This window comes from Candidatus Methylomirabilota bacterium (assembly GCA_036001065.1).
GTDB lineage: Bacteria > Methylomirabilota > Methylomirabilia > Rokubacteriales > CSP1-6 > MNEF01.
On the sequence record DASYUQ010000209.1, the window covers coordinates 19,708 to 38,257 of the forward strand.

An 18,550-nucleotide genomic window follows, 5' to 3' on the forward strand; every position below is an offset into this window, starting at 1 on the left:
CTCGCCGGGCCCAGTGGGGTGACGATATTTTTTGTGCATCCTGGCATAATCTGCCTTCCCGAGTGGCATGGCCTGACCGCGCCGACGGCCTGACCGTCACTTAACCCCCTGTCGTCACGTGATTCTCGGCCCAGGTTTCGGGCCAGAAGAAAATCGGCGAGGAGTTTGCATGAGGGAGGTGGTGAGACCCGTGAGTTGGGAGGTGCAGATGAACCGACTCACACAGGAAGAGCGCCGTCGCGTCTTTCTCGCCCAGCAGAAGGCCCGTGAGGCCATGCTCGCCCGGCCGGCCGCCGGTTCGGCTCCCAGGATCAGCGCGGCCCACTCCGACCGAGCCGGACTGCGACGACTCCTGAAGACCGCGATGATCGTGACGCTGCTCGGCGGCGGGCTCCTCGCCTATCAGGCGTTGGAGTTCCACCTCCCGGCGTCGCTGGTCGAGGCGCTGCTGCCCCGTCTGTAGGCCCTCGGCGGCCGACGTGAGGCCGCCCCGCTCGGCGACACGCCGCCGAGCCTGAAGTCGTTCCCCCCCCCGGCGTCCTCTGAGCACCTCGGTCTATAATGGCGCCCATCCTGAGAGCCAGGAGGCTGCCATGCCGCGCTTCGTGAAAGTCGCCGCCGCGCAGATGGGCGCGATCAACGAGGGCACGCCGCGGGAGACGGCCGTCGAGCGGATGCTCGCGCTCATGGACCAGGCCATCGCCGAGGACGTCGAGCTGCTCGTCTACCCCGAGCTGGCGCTGACGCCCTACTTCCCCAAGCGCATCCGCGAGGCCTACGACCAGTTCTTCGAGCCCGAGATGCCCTCCAAGGTCGTGGCGCCGCTCTTCGAGCGGGCGCGCGCGGCCCGCCTGGCCTTCCATCTGGGCTACGCCGAGCGCGACGGCGCCGGCCGCTACAACACCGCCGTCCTGGTGGACGAGGACGGCACGATCTTCGAGAAGTACCGGAAGACCCATCTGCCCGGGCTGTCGCACCCCGACCCCGAGGGCATCGCGCGCGTCTTCGAGCCTTACTACTTCGCCCACGGCGACACCGGCTTCAAGGTGTACGAGGCCAAGAAGGCGCGGGTGGGCATCGCCATCTGCCAGGACCGGCGCTATCCGGAATCGTACCGGTGCCTCGGGCTGCTGGGCGCCGAGATCATCGTCACCGGCTACAACACGCCCGCCTACCCGCTGGCGCTCGCCCACAACGAGCTGGTCATGCGGGCCGGCGCCTACGAGAACAGCCTCTTCGTCGTCGGCTGCGCCAAGGCCGGCCTGGAGGACGGCGTCGAGTTCATCGGCGGCAGCGCCATCGTCAACCCGCTCGGCGAGATCGTCGCCAAGGCCTCGACCACCGGCGACGAGCTGGTGGCGGCGCGCATCGACCTCGAGCAGATGATCCCCGCCCGCAAGCGCTGGAACTTCTTCGGCCGCCGGCACCCCGAGCACTACGGGCTGCTCGTCGAGCGGCGGCAGCCATGAGGTGGGCGCGCTGCTCGAGCTGGTGATGATCGATCAGTCGGTGCCGAACCGTCCGGTCTGTTAGCGACGCCGGCGGCTAGCCCGCGATCCACACGGAGGCCACCAGGCTCAGCCCCGTCAACAGCGCGGCGCCCGCGAACGACTCCGCATAGATCCGCCGGGCCTGGGCGCGGAGCCGGCGCGCTTCTTCCGGATCCCTCACCGCCTCGTCGGCGCCGTCCATGTTGCGCGCGCCGCGCGCGGCCAGGCGTACTCAGGTCCGCTCGCGGGCCTGGATCAGCCCGAGGGCGCCGACCCAGAAGGGCACGACGGCCAGCACGATCCAGCCGCGCGCCGCGCCGCCGATGATGAGCGCGGCCACCGCGGCCACCCCGACGGCCAGCGCGACCACGCCGAGGATCAGCCGCCGGCGCCGCTCTCGGGGGCCGATGTTGGCGACCCGCGCGTTCATGAGCAGACTCCTTCGCGGGCCCTCTCAGAACACCGCGATCGGGTTCACCGGCGAGCCGGTGGTGTTCTGCAGCCGGAGCGGCGCGATCGTCAGCATGAATTCCCAGCGGCGCCGGGCCGCGCAGGCCTGGGCCAGCTCCTCGAGGTTCATGTTGTCGATGAGCCACAGCCCCAGCGTGACCAGCGCCACCACGTGCAGCGCGTTGCCGACCTTCGGGTAGGGCGGCGGCGTCACGTCGTTGTGGGTGTCGGTGCCCAGCATGGCGATGCCGCGCTCGCGGAACCACGGCGCACAGGCCACGTGCGCCGCCGGCGAGCCGTCCTTCAGCGGACTGCGCGGGCCCTCCTTCAGCCGGCGGCCATAGTAACCGGTCCGCAGCAGGAGGATGTCGCCCTCCTCGACCCGCAGGCCGGCCGCTTTCTCGGCAGCCTCCAGGTCTTCCGGCATCACGCCCTCGCCCGAGCTCAGCCAGCGCCCGCGCAGGGCGGCGATGTCGAGCAGGACGCCACGGCTGACCACGCCGTCGCGCAAGAGATCGACGGACTCCACCTGCGCGCCCTCGCGCGAGGTGATGAGGTTGCACGAGCGCCCGTTGTAGATCCGGCCGTTCCAGAAATAGTGGGCCGGCGTGTCGACGTGGGTGATCGAGTAGCCGTGGAAGACCATGCCGATGAATTCCGAGGCCCCGCGGCGCTGGAGCACGCGCTCGGGCGACGCGGTATCGCGCCCTTCGCCGCTGTCCACCATGAAGCGCAGCGGCTGAAAGGTCGTGTCGGCCGCGATCTCGGTCGAGATAGGACGCGCGCAGCTCACGGGCACGCCGTCCGCGACCAGCCGCGCGGCCCGCCGGCGCTTGTCGGGCGTGATGAAGTTGATCGTCCCCAGCTGATCTTCCGCTCCCCAGCGCCCCCAGTTGCTGAGGCTGTCGATCATCTTGATGACGTCGCTCTCGGTCGGCATCTGCCCCATGGAGTCTCCTCGACCGCCGTCAACCCGGCGCGGCGAAAGATTGGACGGCCGCCACTATACACCGATGGCGGTTGACAGGCCCTTGCCCGCTGCTAGAGTCGGAATCCATGGCCTGGACACCGCCGCCGCCGCGCACCGGCCACCCGTACTACATGCACGACGCGATCTACGCCCAGCCGGGCGCGCTCCGGCTGGTCACGCGCGGCCAGGAGGCCACGTTCGCCGCCGCCGCCGAGCGGCTGCAGGCGATGGAGCGCGTGCTGCTGTCCGGCATCGGCACCTCGTGGCACGCCACGCTGGTGGGCGAGCTGCTCTTCGCCCACGTGGGCCGCCTGGGCCACCGCGTGCGCGCCTTCCACTCGTTCGAGTTCAAGAACTCCTGGCCCGAGCCCGACCCGCGCACGGGCGTCGTCGTCGTCAGTCACCGCGGCACCAAGCGCTTCTCCCTGGAGGCGCTGGCCAAAGCCAAGGCCGGCGGCGGCGTGGCCGTGGTGATCACCGGCAAGGGCAGCGGCGAGGGGCTGGCGATCGCCGACTACACGCTGCGCACGGTCGATCAGGAAGCCTCCGCCGCCCACACCATCAGCTACACCTGCGCCATGATGCTGCTGGCCGCGCTGGCCGCCGAGATGGGTGGCGCCGACGACGTGCGCCACGAGCTGGAGGGGATCCCCGATCACCTCGCGCTGCTGCTCGGCCAGGAGGCGTGGGACGACCTCGCCGCCCGCTTCGCGACCCGCCGCTGCTACTACTTCATCGGCGGCGGCCCCAACACCGCGACCGCGCTGGAGGCGGCGCTGAAGATGAACGAGGCCAGCTACGCGAAGACCGTCGGCATGAACTGCGAGCAGTTCCTCCACGGCCCCTGGGCCGCGCTGGAGGCCGACGACGTCGTGTTCGTCATCGCGCCGCCCGGTCCGTCGTACGAACGGTGCCTGGCCGTCGCCCGCGCGGCCAGGGAGGTCGGCGCGCCCGTGGTGGCCCTGGTGCGCGAGGACGACAAGGAGATCGCCGCGCTGGCGGCGGAGACGATCGCCATCCCGCCCGTGAACGAGCTGCTGTCGCCCCTGCTCACCGTGGTTCCGCTGCAGCTCTTCACCTACCACACGGCGCTCCAGCGGGGGGCCAACCCCGACACGATGCGCGCCGATCAGCCGGCGCACGGGCGCGCGCGGGCGTCGCTGGCGCTCTAGGGCTGGGTGGGACCTTCGGGGCGCGGGCCGTGGCGGCGGCGGCGCCGGCGGCGTCCGGAGCGCTCGGGAGCCGGGGACCCCGCCCCGGCTTCGCGAGGCGGCGGCGCGGGGCGCTGGGGCGCCGGCGGGGCGGGACGTTGGGGTGCCGGCTGGCCGTGGCCGGCCGGCCCCCGGTCGTGACCCCGGTCGCGCTGACGCCGCTCGCCCGGGCGGCCGCCGCGGTCCCCGCGCCGCGCCGCCAGACGGGCGCGACGCTCCTCGGCGAAGCGGCGGCGCTCCTCGGCCGTCGGCATCACCTCGGAAGCGAAGAGACCGTCTTCCGCCCAGGCGACGAGGATCTTCTGGCCGATGAACTTCTCGATCGCCTCGATGCGCAGCGCGCTCACCTCGTCGACGAGGCTGATCGCTTTGCCGCCGGCCCCGGCGCGCGCCGTCCGCCCGATGCGGTGGACATAGTCCTCGGCGTCGTCGGGCAGATCCCAGTTGACGACGTGGCTCACCGCTTCGATGTGCAGGCCGCGCGAGGCCACGTCGGTCGCCACCAGGACGGGCAGCTTGCCCTCCTTGAAGTCGTTGAGGATCCGCAGCCGCTTCTTCTGATCGACGTCGCCCGTGAGCGCGCGCGCCTGCCAGCCGTTGCGGCAGAGGCGGTCCTCGAGGCGGCGCGCCTCCTCGCGGGTGTTGGTGAAAATCAGGATGCGGTCGCCCCCCTCGCGGCGCAGGAGACCGAGGAGCAGCGGAAACTTCTCCTCGCGCCCGACGTGGTAGAGGCTCTGCTCGACCTTCTCCACCGTCTTCTGCTGGGGCGAGATGGAGATCTGGGCGGGGTTGTTCATGAACTCCCAGGTCAGCTCGAGGACGCGGAAGGACAGGGTGGCCGAGAAGAGGAACGACTGGCGCTGCTCGGGCGGCGGCAGCCGGCGCAGGATGAACCGCAGGTCGGCGATGAAGCCCATGTCGAACATGCGGTCGGCCTCGTCGACCACCAGGACCTCCACCCGCTTGGGCGACCACACGTGCTGCTTGAGGTAGTCGATCAACCGTCCCGGCGTGCCGACGAGGAGGTCACACCCCTCGCGCAACGCCTCCCGCTGCTTGTTGTAGTCGATCCCGCCGTAGACGGCGAGGATGCGGAAGGGCGTGAAGCGGCCGAGCAGCTTCGCGTCCGACTCGATCTGCACCACCAGCTCGCGCGTCGGCGCGATGATGAGCACCCGCGGCGCCGCCGCGCCCGGCGGGGCCGGCCGCTCCGGGTTCCGCAGCAGGCGCGTGAAGGCGGCGATGAGGAAGGCGGCGGTCTTGCCGGTGCCAGTCTGCGACTGGCCGGCGACGTCCTTGCCCTTGAGGGCCAGGGGCAGCGCGGCCTCCTGGATCGGGGTGGCGGTCACGAAGCCCGCCTCGCGGATCCCGCGCATGACCGGCTCCGGCAGGCTGAGGGATTCGAAATTCACTAGATCGGGCAGACGAGCTGGCCCATGCGCTCGGCCAGCTTGAGGTTCTCACGGTAGTCGACGGGCACCTCGACCAGGCAGGGCCCCTGGCCCCCGAAGCCCGTCTCCAGGGCCGGCAGCAGCTCGTCGGCGGCCTCCACGCGTTCGCCCCGGCAGCCGAAGGCGCGCGCCAGCGCCACGAAGTCCGGATTGCCGAAGGCCACGCCCGACTCGCGGCCATAGCGGGTCAGCTGCTTCCAGCGGATGACGCCGTAGGCGTCGTCGCGGAAGATGAGGACCACCACGTTGAGGTTCAGGCGCACCGCCGTCTCCAGCTCCTGGACGTTCATGAGGAAGCCGCCGTCGCCGACCACCGCGACGACGCGGCGCTCGGGCTGCAGGAGCTTGGCGGCGACGGCGCCGGGCAGGGCGATGCCCATGGCGGCGAACCCGTTGGAGATGATCACCGTGTTGGGTTCCTCGGCCTGGAAGAGCCGCGCCACCCAGAGCTTGTGGGCGCCCACGTCGGAGATGAGGATGTCGTGGGGGGCCAGCACCTTGCGCAGATCGTGGAGCACGCGCTGCGGCTTCATCGGGAAGCCGTTGTCGGCGGCGCCGGCGTGCAGCTCGCCGAGGATCCAGTCGTGGAGCTGCCGCGTGCGCGTGGGATCGCGCCGCGTGGACACCAGATCGGTCAGCAGATCGAGCGCCTCGCGGATGTCGGCCACCACCTCCACGGCCGGCTGGTAGTCCTCGTCCACCTCGGCGGGCGTGAAGTCGATGTGGACGATCGTCTTCTCCCGCTCGCCGTTCCAGAGCTTGGGCGCGAACTCGACGGGATCGTAGCCCACCGCGACCACCAGATCGGCCCGATCGAAGCCGCACGACACCACGTCGCGCATCTGCAGGCCGATCGTGCCCAGCGCCAGCTCGTGATCCCAGGGCAGGCAGCCCTTGGCCATGAAGGTGTTGGCGACGGGGACGCCGGTGCGCCCCGCGAACTCCCGGAGGGCCAGCGAGGCCTTGCCGCGGATGACGCCGTTGCCGGCGAAGATCAGCGGATTCTTCGCCCGGTCGATCAGCTCGGCCGCCCGGCGGAGCGCGGGCCGATCGGGCGAGGGGCGCCGGGGCCGCTCGGTCGAGAGCGGCGCCGACGTGGTGGACACCTCCTCGTCGGCGACGTCCTCCGGCAGCTCGAGGTGGCAGACCCCCGGCTTCTCCGCCTCCGCGACCTTGAACGCCTTCCGCACCGCCTCGGGGATCACGCTGGTGATCTCCAGGCGCGTGTTCCACTTGGTGATGGATCGGAACATGTCCACGACGTTGACGTACTGGTGCGACTCCTTGTGGATGCGGTCCCGGCCCGCCTGGCCGGTGATGGCCACCACCGGCGCCCGATCGAGGTTCGCGTCGCCGAGGCCGGTGGCGAGGTTGGTCGCCCCGGGGCCGAGCGTGCCCAGACAGACGCCGGCGCGGCCGCTGAGGCGCCCCCATACGTCGGCCATGAACGCCGCGCCCTGCTCGTGACGGCAGGTCACGAACTGGATGCCGGAGTCGAGGAGCGCGTCGAGGAGGCCGAGCGTCTCCTCGCCCGGCACGCCGAAGAGGACCCGGACGTCCTCGTTGCGGAGACAACGCACCAGCAGCTCGGCGCCCTTCATAGGCTCGCGGGTGTCTCCTCGGCGACGGGCACCGGCTTGGGCCGGCGGCGGCCGAAGATGCGGGCGCAGACGATGCCCACCTCGTAGAGCAGGATCAGCGGCCCGGCCATCAGCGTCATGTTGAAGGCGTCTCCGGTCGGCGTGAGCATCGCGGCCGCCACCGCGCACCCCAGGACCGCATACTTGCGGTTCTTCGCCAGAGTGCCGGTGGTCACCAAGCCCACCCGGACCGCCAGTGTGAGAGCCAGCGGGACCTCGAAGATGGCGCCGAATGCGAGCGTGAACTTCAGGATGAAGTCGAAGTAGGCGCCGATCGTCAGCATCGGGATCAGATCGGGCCCCCCGAAGCCGAGGAGCACGGGCAGCGAGAACGGCACGACCACCAGCAGCGAGAAGGCCCCTCCCCCGATGAAGAGCAGCGAGCCGACGATCACGAAGGGCGCCGCATACTTCTTCTCGTGGGCGTGCAGGCCGGGCGCCACGAACCTCCACACCTGCCAGAGGATGGCCGGCGCGGCGAGGAACAGGCCACAGATCAGCGCGACCTTCATCTGCGCCCAGAAGGCCTCGGTGGGGGTGATGAAGACGAGCTTGTTGCCCGTGTTCTTCACCGGTCGTGAGAGGAACTCGATCACCCGCGGGCTGAACGGGAACGCGATGCCGAGGCCGACCAGCAGGGCGAGGAGGCTCCGGACGATGCGCGTGCGCAACTCGCCCAGGTGCTCCATGAACGACATCCGGTCCTGCAACGTGCGCCCCACCGCCCTACCAGCGCTCGACGAAATGACGCAAGGCGCCCACGCCGCGCCCGGGCTGGAAGCCCTCGCGGATGGCGGCGGTCACGTAGGCCTTGGCCTCCCGGATCGTGCGCTCCAGCGCCTGGCCCCGGGCCAGGCCCGCCGCGATGGCCGCCGAGAAGGTGCAGCCGGTGCCGTGGGTGTTGGGCGAGTCGACCCGCGGCGCGGTGAAGCGCGTGAACTCGCGTCCGTTCCAGAGGATGTCGGTGGCCGACTCCTTGAGATGGCCGCCCTTGACCAGCACGTGCTTGGGGCCGAGGGCCAGGATGCGCCGGGCCGCCTGCTCCATCTCGGCTTCGCTGCCGACAGGCATGTCGGCCAGGGCGGCGGCCTCGGGGAGGTTCGGCGTCACCACGTCCGCCAGCGGCAGCATGTGCTTGACCAGCGCCGCCCGCGCGTCGGGCTCGAGCAGCGGATCGCCCGACTTCGCGATCATCACCGGGTCGAGCACGATGTTGCGCTGGCGGTGCGCGCGCAGCCGCTCGGCCACCGCCTGGATGATCGGTCCCGTCGACAGCATCCCGAGCTTCACCGCGTCGGCCCCGAAGTCGGCCAGCACCGAGTCGATCTGCCGGGCGACGAACTCGGGAGGCAGGTTGAAGACCCCCTGCACGCCGAGGGAGTTCTGCGCGGTGATCGCCGTCAGGACGGACATGCCGTAGACGCGGAAGGCCGAGAAGGTCTTGAGATCCGCCTGGATGCCGGCGCCGCCGCCGGAATCGGACCCGGCAATGGTCAGCGCTTTCGGAATGGCCATAGACTTCCGAAGTATACGCGCCGCTCGGCGGCCCGACAAACGGAGCCGTATCGCCGGCACGACGTTGACGGACGTCCGGCCGGGAAGGTGGGGTGGGGCCGATGAGCCGCTTCACCCTTCGCGAGCGCAGATGGAGGACACCTCACACCGCTGGCCGCGCCCCGGGCCCGCATCCCGGTGGCTGACCTCCTGCCCTAGCGCCCGGCCGTCACCAGCCGTCCACGACGATGGCGACCGCGAGGACGCCCAGCGCCAGGCCCATCACGTAATTGAAGGCCGTCAAGAAGACGCGGCCCAGCCCGGCGCCGGTCGTCCAGAACGAGAAGAGACAGCGGTCGGACGCTCACCCGGCCGGGATCACCAGCGTGAACTCGCCGCGGGCCGCGCCCGCCGCCAGCCGCGCGAGATGCGCGGAGGGCGGCCCACTCACCACCTCCTCGAACTGCTTGGTCAGCTCGCGGGCCACCACGATCTCGATGTCGCCGAACACCTCGCCGATCGCCGCCAGCGTGGCCGCGATGCGGTGGGGCGACTCGTAGAGGACGATGGTCGTCTCCAGCCCGCGCAGCGCCTTCAGCCGGTTCACCCGCCGGCCCGGTTTGACCGGCAGGAAGCCGTCGAAGACGAAGCGGTCGGCGGGGATCCCGGCGGCGGAGAGCGCCGTCACCAGTGCCGACGGGCCGGGCACGGGCACGATCGGAATGCCGGCCGCCCGCGCCTCGCGAACGAGCAGGAAGCCGGGATCGGAGATGCCGGGGGTGCCGGCGTCGGTGACCAGCGCCACCGACCTGCCCTCGGCGAGCTGGCGGAGAATCTGCGGGCCCTTCTGCAGCTTGTTGTGCTCGAAGTAGCTGGTGGTCGGCGTGTGGATGTCGAAGCGGGCCAGCAGCGCCCGCGTGCGCCGGGTATCCTCGCAGGCGATCAGGTCGACCTCCCGGAGGACGCGCAGCGCGCGCAGGGTGACGTCCTCGAGATTGCCGATCGGGGTGGCGACGACGAAGAGGGTGCCGCTCAGACTAGGCCGACTGCTCTTTCGCTTCCGACACCAGCACCGGAGATTCGTGCTCGAGGATCACCTCGCGCGTGATGATGCACTCCTTGAGCCCCTGGATGGACGGCAGCTCGTACATGATCTCGAGCATGACCTCCTCCAGGATCGCGCGCAGGCCGCGGGCGCCGGTGCCGCGCTTGAGCGCCTCCCGGGCGATCGCCACCACCGCGTCGTCCGTGAACTTCAGGCGGACCTTCTCGAGGTCGAAGTACTTCTGGTACTGCTTGATGATCGCGTTCTTGGGCTCCCTGAGGATCCGGACCAGCGCCGGCTCGTCGAGGTCGTGCAGGGTGGCGATGACCGGCAGCCGGCCCACGAACTCGGGGATCAGCCCGTACTTCAAGAGATCTTCGGGCTGGATGAGAGCCAGCAGGTCGCCCACCCGACGCTCGTCGCGGCTCTTGATCTCGGCGCCGAAGCCCATCCCCGAGCGCCCCACCCGCGACTCGATGATCTTGTCGAGGCTGACGAAGGCGCCCCCGCAGATGAACAGCACGTTGGACGTGTCGACCTGGATGAACTCCTGGTGCGGGTGCTTGCGTCCGCCCTGGGGCGGGACGTTGGCCACCGTCCCTTCCAGGATCTTCAGGAGAGCCTGCTGAACGCCTTCGCCGGAAACGTCCCGAGTGATCGACGGGTTTTCGGACTTCCGGGCGATCTTGTCGATCTCATCGATGTACACAATCCCCCGCTCGGCCCGCTCGACATCGTAATCGGCCGCCTGGAGCAGCCGGAGGATGATGTTCTCCACGTCCTCGCCCACGTAGCCGGCCTCGGTCAGCGTGGTGGCGTCGGCGATGGTGAAGGGCACTCGCAGCATCTTGGCCAGCGTCTGGGCGAGGAGCGTCTTCCCCGAGCCGGTCGGGCCTATCAATAAGATGTTCGACTTCTGCAGCTCGACGTCGCCGGCGTCGCTCCCCGATTCGATGCGCTTGTAGTGGTTGTGGACGGCGACGGCGAGGATCTTCTTCGCGCGCTCCTGCCCCACCACGTACTGATCGAGCACCGTCTTGATCTCGGCGGGCTTGGGGAGGCTCCGGATCTCCCGGCTCTTCTCCTCCTCCCACTCCTCCGCGATGATGTCGTTGCAGAGCTCGATGCACTCGTCGCAGATGTAGACCGTCGGCCCGGCGATCAGCTTGCGGACGTCGTTCTGGCTCTTGCCGCAGAACGAGCACTTCAGCGTGCCGTTGCCCTCGCGTCGTCCCGCCATCTCTGGTCTGTCCTGGCTCGGAGCCCTATTTCTGGACCTGCGCCGCCAGCGCGGCCTGCTCACTCACCGCGCGGGTCGTGGGCTTCGACGAGATAACGTCGTCAACGATTCTATATTCCCGGGCCTGCTCCGCGGTCATGAAAAAGTCCCGGTCCGTGTCCCGTTGGATCCGCTCCTGGGGCTGACCGGTGTGCAGGGCCAGGATGCGGTTGAGCTCCTCGCGCATGCGGAGGATCTCACGCGCCTGGATGTCGATGTCGGTGGCCTGCCCCTGCACGCCACCCAGCGGCTGATGGATCATGATCCGCGCGTGCGGCAGCGCGAACCGCTTGCCCTTGGCGCCGGCCGCCAGCAGGAGCGCGCCCATGGAGGCCGCCTGCCCCATGCAGATGGTGGAGATCCCGGGCTTGACGTACTGCATCGTGTCGTAGATCGCCATGCCCGCGGTCACCGAGCCCCCGGGGGAATTGATGTAGAGATAGATGTCCTTGTCCGGGTCCTCGGCCTCGAGAAAGAGCATCTGGGCGATCACCAGGTTGGCGAGCTCGTCTTCGATGAACGTGGGCAGGAAGATGATCCGCTCCTTGAGCAGCCGCGAGAAGATGTCGAAGGCGCGCTCGCCACGTGGCGTCTGCTCGATCACCATCGGAACCAGAGCCATGACCCTCTCCTTTTTGCTCGCCCTCGGGACGCTCGGACCGCCCCCCGGCGCGGTCGGCGGGGTGCGCCGGTGCGGACTATTCATGGATTTTCGCCTCGCTGATCAGGAAGTCGAGTGTCATGCGCTCGCGCAGGCCATGCCCCAGCCCCTCCAGGTCTCCGCTCTTCTCCATCATACGCCGGATCGCCGGCGTCGGGCGCTGGCTGGCGCGGGCGATCTTCTCCACCTCGGCCTCGAGGTCCGCCGGGGAGGGGGTGATTCCCTCGCGCTCGGCGACGGCCTCCAGGAGCAGCGCGCGGCGGACGGCCCGCTCGGCGCCGGGGCGCAGCTCGGCCAACAGCTTGGCGTAGTCCCACTTGATGCCGTCGGGATCCACTCCCTGCCGCCGCAGGCGCTCACGCGCGTGCTCGACCTGATGGCCGACCTGGCGCATGATCAGCGAGTCCGGCACCGCGAACTCGTGGCGGGCCAGGAGCGCCTCGACGATCTTGTCCTCCAGCGCGTGGCGGCCCTCGCTGGCCCGGCGCGCCTCCAGCTGCCTGAGGACCTCGGCCCGCAGGGCCTCGAGCGTTTCGAACTCGCCCAGTGACTTCGCCAGATCGTCGTTCAACTCGGGCAGCACCTTCTCCTTCACCTCGACGATCTTCACGGTGGCGGTGCCGGACTTGCCGCGCAGCTCCTCCCGCCGGTGATCGTCGGAGAACCGGAAGTTGACCGTGCGCTCGTCCCCGACACCCATGCCGACGACGGCCTGGTCCACCTCCGGCAAGACCGAGCCGTCGCCCACCTGGAAGGCGTAGCCGGCCTGGCTCGAGGGCTCCTGACCCTCGATCGCCAGCGTGTAGTCCATGATGACGAGGTCGCCCGGCCCGGCGGCTCGCGAGACGCTGCGGAACTGCGCCTGCTGCTCGCGCATGCGCCCGATCGTCTCCTCGACCTCGGCGGTCGTCACCGGTCTGGGCGCGTGCTGCAGCTCGAGGCCTCGGTACTCACCCAGCGTGATCGCCGGCTTGACCTCCACCACGGCGACGAAGGAGAGCGGCGCCCCCTCCTCGAGCCGAACGTTCTGGAGGTCGGGCTCGTCGACGGGCTCCAGACGCGCCTCGGACAGCGCCCGCCGGTAGACGTCGGGAATCAGGTGCTGGGCGACCTCGCGGCGCACGTCGTCGGAGAAGTGCACCTTCACGAGCGACCGCGGCACGTGCCCCTTGCGGAACCCCGGCAGCCGGGCTTGCTTCTGCACGCGCCCGTACGCGCGCTCCCACTCCTTCTGGACGAGATCGACCGGCGCCTCGACCGCGAGCCGGCGCTTGCATCCCTCCATGGCTTCGACGGCAACCTTCATCGACACCCCTGCGTGGCGACCGTTATAACGTGGTGCGAGAGGGGGGAGTCGAACCCCCAAGGGCTTTTGGCCCACTGGATCCTAAGTCCAGCGCGTCTGCCAGGTTTCGCCACTCTCGCGTGATGTGGTGACGCGACCGCTAGAATATCCGTCTCGCGCCGACGCCGCAAGGAATGGCGTTTTGTAGAATTGCGCGCGCCCGCCGCGGGCGAGCCGCTGGCGCGGCCTTGAAATCGCCCGCTTCGATCGGCACCCCCGCTGGCACCTCCTTTGAAGCGTTCGGCCAGGCGACCTCACTCAACCACCATCAGGGAGGATCACGTATGAAGACCAGGAAGCGTGCGACCGGGCTGATCGCCGCGGCCAGTTTGCTGGCCATCGGGACGGTGGCTCAGGCGGCGACCCCCAGCCAGGCGGATTTCGATACGTGCAACAAGGAAGCGCAGGCCCGCGCCAGCAGCCCGGCCGCCTCGCCGGGGGGCACCACCGGCAGCGACACCGGCGCTCGCGCGGGGACCGGCAACGTTCCACCGCAGTCCGTATCGGGTGGCGGCGCCTCCGGCTCAAGCGGGACGAGCGGCGGCACCTCGGGCTCGGCCGGCACGGGGATGAGCGGCGGCGGGTCGGGTTCGACCGGCACTGGCGCGGCGGGCTCGACCAGCGGCGGCGTGTCTGGCTCGGCCTCGACGGACCAGCAGCTTCAGGGCATCGCCTCGAGCGGGGCCAACGATCCGGCCTACCAGCAGGCGTACCGGGAGTGCATGAAGCGCCTCGGGTTCTAGTGTGACGCCACGAGGGGCTCTTCGTACCAACGAAGAGCCCCTCGTCTTTTCGGAAGGGTCGCGCGCAGGTGGATCGAGACGCGGTCGGCTAGGCGGCGACCTCCGCCTCGGTAGGTGCCTTGTCGGGACGACGCTCGAAGAGCTCGCGGTGCTCGGTGCGGAAGCGATCGAGGCACCGCGGGCAGATCCCGTCGGTGAACTTGAACCCCCAGCCGCGCCAGGAGGCCACGCCGCTCCAAAGCGGATGGCCGTAGTACTTCGGGTGCCAAGCGCAACGGCAGATCATCATGCCCCGCGTCACCTCCCAGCTCAGCCGCGGCAACGAACCGCGTTTGGAGTTGCAAACCGTGTGCCCCACTGGCTGGTCAGGAGCCACGGGTACTTAGGCGGCAAGACGAAGCAGCGGGAATGAAATTTTAGGCCAGCGAGGGAAAACCTCTTCAGAGGGAAACCCTCTTCAGGGGTCAGCGCCGCGATCGCCATGGCCTTGGTGAGCTGACGCACTCCCCCTTTGGTGGCGACGGGGGCCGCCGATTCGGGCCGCGCCACCTCCGCGTTGACCGACGCCGCCTGGGCCACCAGGAAGGACCCGGGCCCCCATCGCCGATCGAGCCCAGCGAGACCCGCGGCTGGGAAATCAAATCCCGAGCTTGGGCAACATCTTTCCCAGCCGAGTCGTAACCCCGTGATTTTCACACCGCCCCTTCGGCACGCACAGTGCAGCCAGCTACGTTGGACCTCTATCGACCCCTGGGGAGGGTTTGATGCCCGTCGAGCGGGCGCAGAGCGGCACGAGCTTGGTCGATGCCCTCGATCGGGTGCTGGACAAGGGCATCGTCATCGACGCCTGGATCCGTGTCTCGCTGATGGGCATCGATCTGGTGACCGTGGAGGCGCGCGTGCTCGTGGCGTCCATCGCCACGTACCTCAGCTCTTCAGAGGCGCTGGGGCAGCTCGCGGCCGTCTCGAGGCCGGCGATGGCAGGTGTCGGGGAGAAGGCATACTCACCGGTCCCGGAGCCCGCCAGGCCTTCTTTCCAGATCTGACGCGTCAGTCGGTCATGTTGTGCCTGGTAGGCGCTGCGAATCAATTGAACCAACCCGCGCGCTTGACCTTCTCACGCTCGGCGAGGATGCTCGGCAGCGCTGCCGTCAGCTCCCGCCGCGTCTCGTCGCCCCACAGTCGCGCATCGGCCCGAATCCAGCTCACCACACGCTCGATTCGGAGCCAGGGATGGGCGTGGTCAGCGGACGGGACGCGGCCGCATCCGTAGACGCGACTCGGCGGCATCATTGACGCTCACCATCGGACGACGGCGGCTCGGTCTTCGTCGCCCGGGTGGCCAGGCGGTGGCCTCGCATAGGTGGGGGAGAGTAGGCCAGACGTGTAACCAGGTCAAGAGGTGGGTGTTCCGGCCACGGTCGAAGACGGAGGCGCGATGCCGACGACGCTCATGATGCTGCCACCGCAGACCCCGACGACGCGCGCGTGGGCCGCCCGGCTCGCTGCCGCCGCCATCCCGGACCTCTCCGTCGTGGTCGCCGAAACCGAGCCCGATGGCGCGCGGGCCGTCGGCGACGCCGACGCCGCGTTCGGCACGATGCCAGACGCGCTGCTCCGTGAGGCGCGGCGGCTCCGCTGGCTCCAGGCGCCGCAGGCGGCGCCGCCCGCCGGCTACTACACGCCGGCGCTGATCGCGCACCCCGTGGTCGTGACCAATTTCCGCGAGATCTACAACGACCACATCGGCGCCCACATCATGGCGTTCGTCCTGGCGTTCGCCCGTGGGCTCCACAACTGCATCCCGCGACAGCTCCGGCGGGAGTGGCGCCGGGAGCCGCTCCGCAACGTGGTGGACAAGGCGACCTGGTTCTAGTCGAGCCCATTCCCGGCCCCTTCGACTCCCCGACCAGGTCCAGCACCGCGGCCACACGGTCGCCGCGATCTAGACAACCCGACCCGAAACTCCCGCTTGCCGTGCCAGATCGCCACTCCGCACGGCGTGCAGACACGTATATCCGCAGGGTTAGCCGTGGCACGTCCCTTGAAACAACATGGACGCCGGTCCAGTTGGCAGCGGTATTGGACTGTGCTGACGCGGGCCGGACGGGGGACAAGTGCAGAATCGTCTTACCGGTAGCCGATCGGGAGTGCGACGGGCGACCGAGCAAGGTCTCCGGAAGGCCACGGACTCGTTCGCAGGGCAACACCAGCACCAGAACCGCCACCGCATCTGAGAAAGGAGTCGAACGGTGCTCAATGACACAGAGGTCAAACGAATTATTGAGGCCATCACCGAGTACCGTGAGCTGGTCCAGCAGTCCGGCGAGATGCGCGACCAGCTCGAGTCGCTCCAGAAGCGCTGGTTTTCCCTGCGGCAGGAACGGGAGCAGCTCCGGACCGGCGTCGACGCGCTCCATCAGACGCTAGCCCAGCTGAAGGTCGACTACCAGTCGATCATGAAGCGGATGACCGACCTCTACTCCACCGAGGACACCGTCCTGGACAACATGAAGTTCCTCATCGACGAGCTGACCTCGGTCCTCAAGAAGCACGAGGCCTAGCGGTCGTGGATCTCCCTCGCTTCGGATCCAAGCAGCCATCGACGCCCTTCACGGAGGAGCGCATCCAGGCCGAAGGCCAGAAGGACGGCGAGCGAAACATCCCCGAGATGGGATCGTACATGCCGCCGCCGTTCGAGCAGGCTTTGATCGCTCACGGAGAACAAGAGGTCCAGCAGATCTACAAGCAGGCCTCGGTCCAGATCGCCAAGCTCCAGCCGGTGTTCCAGTCCTTTCAGAAACGCCTGGAGGATATCGAACGCCGGATCCAGCCGATCGCCGACGGCTACAAGGCCCGGTCCCAGGCGCTGGGGCGGGACGTGACGATTCCCTTCCCGGCCGTGCTGCACTGGGGGCTGATCATCTTCCTCGGCATCGGCGAGTTTCCTCTGAACACTGTCGTGTTCCGCCTGTTCGGGGAGGCCGAGTACCTGACGTACATCATGGCGTCCACCCTGGCGATCATGATCCCGCTCATCGGTGTGTTCATCGGCATCCACCTGCGGCACTCGGTTCCCCGTCTGGCCGGCAACATCCTGATCGGGGTCCTGACCCCGGTCGCGGTGGGAGCGGCCCTCTACTCGGTGAGCCTGCTGCGAAACACCTACATTGCCTCCCAGTTCTCCCCGGGAGCTGCCGCGGCGGCCGACCAGGGGACCATGGCCCTCGCCCTGTTCGCGCTCAACACCCTGGTCTTCTTCGGGGCCATGTCCGCCTCCTACTTCGCCCATGATCCGGACGAGAAGCTGGACCTGCTCCACAAGTCGCTCGCCTCTCAGGACCGGAAGCGGAACGCCATCCGCAAGAAGCTCTTCGAGATCGGCCCCCGGATCAACGGGGAGATCCAGGCGACCAAGAGCCAGGTCGAACAGATCCGGGCGCTGACCAACCAGCGGGTGGCCCTGTACCGGCAGACCAACATGCGCTTCCGGCGCCTGTTGCCGCCGCCGACCTTCAGGAAGAACCCCGAGTTTCCCAAGCTGGAGTGGTGGCCGGAGGTCTCTCTGAACGGCGAGAACGGGGCGTTGGATGGCCGTTGAGTCCCTCGTCCGACGCCGGCTGACGCCCTGGGCCCTCCTCCTCCTGACGACGCAGGCGCTTGTCCTGACGACCGGCTGCACGCCGTCCGCGCCGGCCGCCGTCCAACAGGGGACCGCCGTCGTGATCTTCATCGACTTCTCCCAGAGCATCGCGGGCGACGACCGGGCGTCCTTCCGGCGGGAGATCGAGAGCCAGATCCTCTCTTCGCTGTCGGCAGGAGACAGACTCCTGATCGCCCCCATCCACGATAGGACCCTGACCGACTTCCGTCCTCTGCTCGAAGTCATCCTGCCGGCCAAGCCAGGGTTCAACGGGTTCCTCGACAACGTCTTGAAGTACAACCGCCAGGCCAAGGAGATCGAGGCCCAGGTCCGCCAGCTCAAGGAGAAGACCAAGGCGGACGTCGCTCAGGTGTTCGCGCAACGCTTCTCGAGCCTGCAAACCGACATCTTCAGCTCGCTCCTCGTCGCCCAGAAGCTGTTCCACGACGAGTCACGACGGAAAGTGCTCGTCCTGATGTCCGACATGATCGAAGACAGTCCGCAGTACAACTTCGAGCGAATCTCCTGGAGCTCCGCCACGATCGAGAGGACCCTCTCCGAGCTGGACGCCAAAGGCCTCATCCCCAAGCTCCCGGGCGTCTGCCTCTACGTATCGGGGGCCTCCGCGAAGTCGGCCGCCCTCGCCGAGAACATCGGCCGCTTCTGGCAAGCCTACTTCCGGCGGACCGGGGCCGACGTGGATCCGAGCCGGTATGCCCACGTCCTCCTCCACTGGCCTCCGGCCAACTCCTGCCGTCCGACCGGCGCGCCCCGCGTCATCTGAGGCTGGGCTACCCGTACCGCCCCCGTTTTTTGACCCCGCTGTCGCCCTAGTGCCGTTCCAACTATTCGCGCCAAGGGAGGCGCCGTGTACCACACGTACGTGTTGCGGAGTGATCGAGATCAACGGCTCTACACCGGAACGACGCACGACCTCCGCACCCGAATCAAGCTGCACGCTGACGGAAAGGTGCGCGCGACCGCTTACCGACGGCCACTGGTACTCGTGTACTACGAGGCCTGCCTGAGTGGCGATGATGCGTTTCGCCGGGAACGGTTCTTGAAGACGGGGAAGGGTAAACGCTTCTTGCGCAACCGCCTCGCGTCGTTCCTGGCCAGATTTAGTAC

21 protein-coding genes, 1 tRNA gene and 2 pseudogenes are annotated in these 18,550 nt (G+C 68.9%); 10 read left to right on the plus strand and 14 right to left on the minus strand.

What is annotated here, in order from left to right; translation table 11 throughout:
* The first annotated feature begins 208 nt into the window (after positions 1-208).
* Together VGV13_20190 and VGV13_20195 are read left to right on the plus strand one after the other, a co-directional pair.
* Positions 209-463, plus strand: coding sequence for a hypothetical protein (locus tag VGV13_20190; GenBank protein HEV8643406.1), 255 nt, complete (start codon positions 209-211; stop codon positions 461-463).
* A gap of 130 nt (positions 464-593) precedes the next feature.
* Positions 594-1,469 carry a nitrilase-related carbon-nitrogen hydrolase gene (locus tag VGV13_20195; GenBank protein HEV8643407.1) on the plus strand — a complete coding sequence of 292 codons (876 nt, stop codon included), beginning with the start codon at positions 594-596 and terminating at the stop codon, positions 1,467-1,469.
* Between the two features lie 76 nt (positions 1,470-1,545).
* Here the strand turns inward: VGV13_20195 and VGV13_20200 are convergent, their stop codons facing one another.
* From VGV13_20200 to VGV13_20210, 3 genes are read right to left on the minus strand one after another with little or no spacing between them, the layout of a single operon-like run.
* On the minus strand, positions 1,546-1,692 hold the full coding sequence (locus VGV13_20200; protein HEV8643408.1) for a hypothetical protein: 147 nt from the start codon (positions 1,690-1,692) through the stop codon (positions 1,546-1,548).
* A gap of 30 nt (positions 1,693-1,722) precedes the next feature.
* Positions 1,723-1,920: a hypothetical protein gene (locus tag VGV13_20205; protein HEV8643409.1), complete on the minus strand. Its 198-nt coding sequence runs from the start codon at positions 1,918-1,920 to the stop codon at positions 1,723-1,725.
* Positions 1,921-1,944: 24 nt separating this feature from the next.
* Positions 1,945-2,889, minus strand: a complete 945-nt coding sequence (locus VGV13_20210; GenBank protein HEV8643410.1) for a cyclase family protein — start codon at positions 2,887-2,889, stop codon at positions 1,945-1,947.
* 107 nt (positions 2,890-2,996) lie between these two features.
* Here VGV13_20210 and VGV13_20215 point away from each other — a divergent pair, with 107 nt between their 5' ends.
* Entirely contained in the window at positions 2,997-4,082 is a 1,086-nt protein-coding gene (locus VGV13_20215) for an SIS domain-containing protein (protein ID HEV8643411.1), read from the plus strand.
* Here the strand turns inward: VGV13_20215 and VGV13_20220 are convergent.
* From VGV13_20220 to VGV13_20260, 9 genes and pseudogenes are all read right to left on the minus strand, one after another.
* Positions 4,079-5,533 (minus strand): DEAD/DEAH box helicase, encoded by a 1,455-nt coding sequence (locus VGV13_20220; GenBank protein HEV8643412.1) that lies wholly within the window; start codon positions 5,531-5,533, stop codon positions 4,079-4,081. The genes VGV13_20215 and VGV13_20220 overlap by 4 nt on opposite strands.
* Positions 5,533-7,173 carry an acetolactate synthase large subunit gene (locus VGV13_20225; GenBank protein HEV8643413.1) on the minus strand — a complete coding sequence of 547 codons (1,641 nt, stop codon included), beginning with the start codon at positions 7,171-7,173 and terminating at the stop codon, positions 5,533-5,535. The genes VGV13_20220 and VGV13_20225 overlap by 1 nt, the downstream gene beginning before the upstream one ends.
* The gene (tatC, locus tag VGV13_20230; GenBank protein ID HEV8643414.1) at positions 7,170-7,934 is read right to left on the minus strand and encodes a twin-arginine translocase subunit TatC; all 765 of its coding nucleotides are present in this window, start codon (positions 7,932-7,934) and stop codon (positions 7,170-7,172) included. Before tatC ends, VGV13_20225 begins: the two co-directional genes overlap by 4 nt.
* Before the next feature lie 4 nt (positions 7,935-7,938).
* Positions 7,939-8,727 (minus strand): bifunctional hydroxymethylpyrimidine kinase/phosphomethylpyrimidine kinase, encoded by a 789-nt coding sequence (gene thiD, locus VGV13_20235; GenBank protein ID HEV8643415.1) that lies wholly within the window; start codon positions 8,725-8,727, stop codon positions 7,939-7,941.
* 343 nt (positions 8,728-9,070) lie between these two features.
* A complete protein-coding gene (rsmI, locus tag VGV13_20240; protein HEV8643416.1) occupies positions 9,071-9,742 on the minus strand; it encodes a 16S rRNA (cytidine(1402)-2'-O)-methyltransferase in 672 nt (223 codons plus the stop codon).
* Position 9,743: 1 nt separating this feature from the next.
* The gene (clpX, locus tag VGV13_20245; protein ID HEV8643417.1) at positions 9,744-10,991 is read right to left on the minus strand and encodes an ATP-dependent Clp protease ATP-binding subunit ClpX; all 1,248 of its coding nucleotides are present in this window, start codon (positions 10,989-10,991) and stop codon (positions 9,744-9,746) included.
* A 25-nt stretch (positions 10,992-11,016) separates the two neighbouring features.
* Positions 11,017-11,655: pseudogene (gene clpP, locus VGV13_20250) on the minus strand (ATP-dependent Clp endopeptidase proteolytic subunit ClpP).
* A gap of 73 nt (positions 11,656-11,728) precedes the next feature.
* Complete coding sequence (gene tig, locus VGV13_20255; GenBank protein HEV8643418.1) at positions 11,729-12,997, minus strand: trigger factor; 1,269 nt, start codon at positions 12,995-12,997, stop codon at positions 11,729-11,731.
* A 30-nt stretch (positions 12,998-13,027) separates the two neighbouring features.
* Positions 13,028-13,116: transfer RNA gene (locus VGV13_20260), tRNA-Leu, on the minus strand.
* A gap of 204 nt (positions 13,117-13,320) precedes the next feature.
* Here VGV13_20260 and VGV13_20265 point away from each other — a divergent pair.
* The gene (locus tag VGV13_20265; protein ID HEV8643419.1) at positions 13,321-13,779 is read left to right on the plus strand and encodes a hypothetical protein; all 459 of its coding nucleotides are present in this window, start codon (positions 13,321-13,323) and stop codon (positions 13,777-13,779) included.
* A gap of 88 nt (positions 13,780-13,867) precedes the next feature.
* On the opposite strand, the gene VGV13_20270 is transcribed toward VGV13_20265, so the two are convergent.
* A complete protein-coding gene (locus VGV13_20270; GenBank protein HEV8643420.1) occupies positions 13,868-14,068 on the minus strand; it encodes a hypothetical protein in 201 nt (66 codons plus the stop codon).
* A 475-nt stretch (positions 14,069-14,543) separates the two neighbouring features.
* Here VGV13_20270 and gvpJ point away from each other — a divergent pair.
* Positions 14,544-14,756: pseudogene (gene gvpJ, locus VGV13_20275) on the plus strand (gas vesicle protein GvpJ).
* 109 nt (positions 14,757-14,865) lie between these two features.
* On the opposite strand, the gene VGV13_20280 reads toward gvpJ, so the two are convergent.
* Positions 14,866-14,988, minus strand: a complete 123-nt coding sequence (locus tag VGV13_20280; GenBank protein HEV8643421.1) for a hypothetical protein — start codon at positions 14,986-14,988, stop codon at positions 14,866-14,868.
* A 229-nt stretch (positions 14,989-15,217) separates the two neighbouring features.
* Here VGV13_20280 and VGV13_20285 point away from each other — a divergent pair, with 229 nt between their 5' ends.
* The 5 genes from VGV13_20285 to VGV13_20305 all read left to right on the plus strand — a co-directional run.
* Complete coding sequence (locus VGV13_20285) at positions 15,218-15,655, plus strand: hypothetical protein (protein HEV8643422.1); 438 nt, start codon at positions 15,218-15,220, stop codon at positions 15,653-15,655.
* Positions 15,656-16,031: 376 nt separating this feature from the next.
* Complete coding sequence (locus tag VGV13_20290) at positions 16,032-16,343, plus strand: hypothetical protein (GenBank protein HEV8643423.1); 312 nt, start codon at positions 16,032-16,034, stop codon at positions 16,341-16,343.
* A 5-nt stretch (positions 16,344-16,348) separates the two neighbouring features.
* On the plus strand, positions 16,349-17,380 hold the full coding sequence (locus VGV13_20295; protein ID HEV8643424.1) for a hypothetical protein: 1,032 nt from the start codon (positions 16,349-16,351) through the stop codon (positions 17,378-17,380).
* Positions 17,370-18,206, plus strand: coding sequence for a hypothetical protein (locus tag VGV13_20300; GenBank protein ID HEV8643425.1), 837 nt, complete (start codon positions 17,370-17,372; stop codon positions 18,204-18,206). Before VGV13_20295 ends, VGV13_20300 begins: the two co-directional genes overlap by 11 nt.
* An 84-nt stretch (positions 18,207-18,290) precedes the next feature.
* A partial coding sequence (locus tag VGV13_20305; protein HEV8643426.1) for a GIY-YIG nuclease family protein occupies positions 18,291-18,550 on the plus strand: 260 nt, incomplete at its 3' end.

Coding starts and splice junctions, on each gene's coding strand:
- VGV13_20190 (HEV8643406.1), top strand. CDS start 209: ATGAACCGACTCACACAGGAAGAGCGCCGTCGCGTCTTTCTCGCCCAG.
- VGV13_20195 (HEV8643407.1), top strand. CDS start 594: ATGCCGCGCTTCGTGAAAGTCGCCGCCGCGCAGATGGGCGCGATCAAC.
- VGV13_20200 (HEV8643408.1), bottom strand. CDS start 1,692: ATGGACGGCGCCGACGAGGCGGTGAGGGATCCGGAAGAAGCGCGCCGG.
- VGV13_20205 (HEV8643409.1), bottom strand. CDS start 1,920: ATGAACGCGCGGGTCGCCAACATCGGCCCCCGAGAGCGGCGCCGGCGG.
- VGV13_20210 (HEV8643410.1), bottom strand. CDS start 2,889: ATGGGGCAGATGCCGACCGAGAGCGACGTCATCAAGATGATCGACAGC.
- VGV13_20215 (HEV8643411.1), top strand. CDS start 2,997: ATGGCCTGGACACCGCCGCCGCCGCGCACCGGCCACCCGTACTACATG.
- VGV13_20225 (HEV8643413.1), bottom strand. CDS start 7,173: ATGAAGGGCGCCGAGCTGCTGGTGCGTTGTCTCCGCAACGAGGACGTC.
- thiD (HEV8643415.1), bottom strand. CDS start 8,727: ATGGCCATTCCGAAAGCGCTGACCATTGCCGGGTCCGATTCCGGCGGC.
- clpX (HEV8643417.1), bottom strand. CDS start 10,991: ATGGCGGGACGACGCGAGGGCAACGGCACGCTGAAGTGCTCGTTCTGC.
- tig (HEV8643418.1), bottom strand. CDS start 12,997: ATGAAGGTTGCCGTCGAAGCCATGGAGGGATGCAAGCGCCGGCTCGCG.
- VGV13_20265 (HEV8643419.1), top strand. CDS start 13,321: ATGAAGACCAGGAAGCGTGCGACCGGGCTGATCGCCGCGGCCAGTTTG.
- VGV13_20270 (HEV8643420.1), bottom strand. CDS start 14,068: ATGATGATCTGCCGTTGCGCTTGGCACCCGAAGTACTACGGCCATCCG.
- VGV13_20285 (HEV8643422.1), top strand. CDS start 15,218: ATGCCGACGACGCTCATGATGCTGCCACCGCAGACCCCGACGACGCGC.
- VGV13_20300 (HEV8643425.1), top strand. CDS start 17,370: ATGGCCGTTGAGTCCCTCGTCCGACGCCGGCTGACGCCCTGGGCCCTC.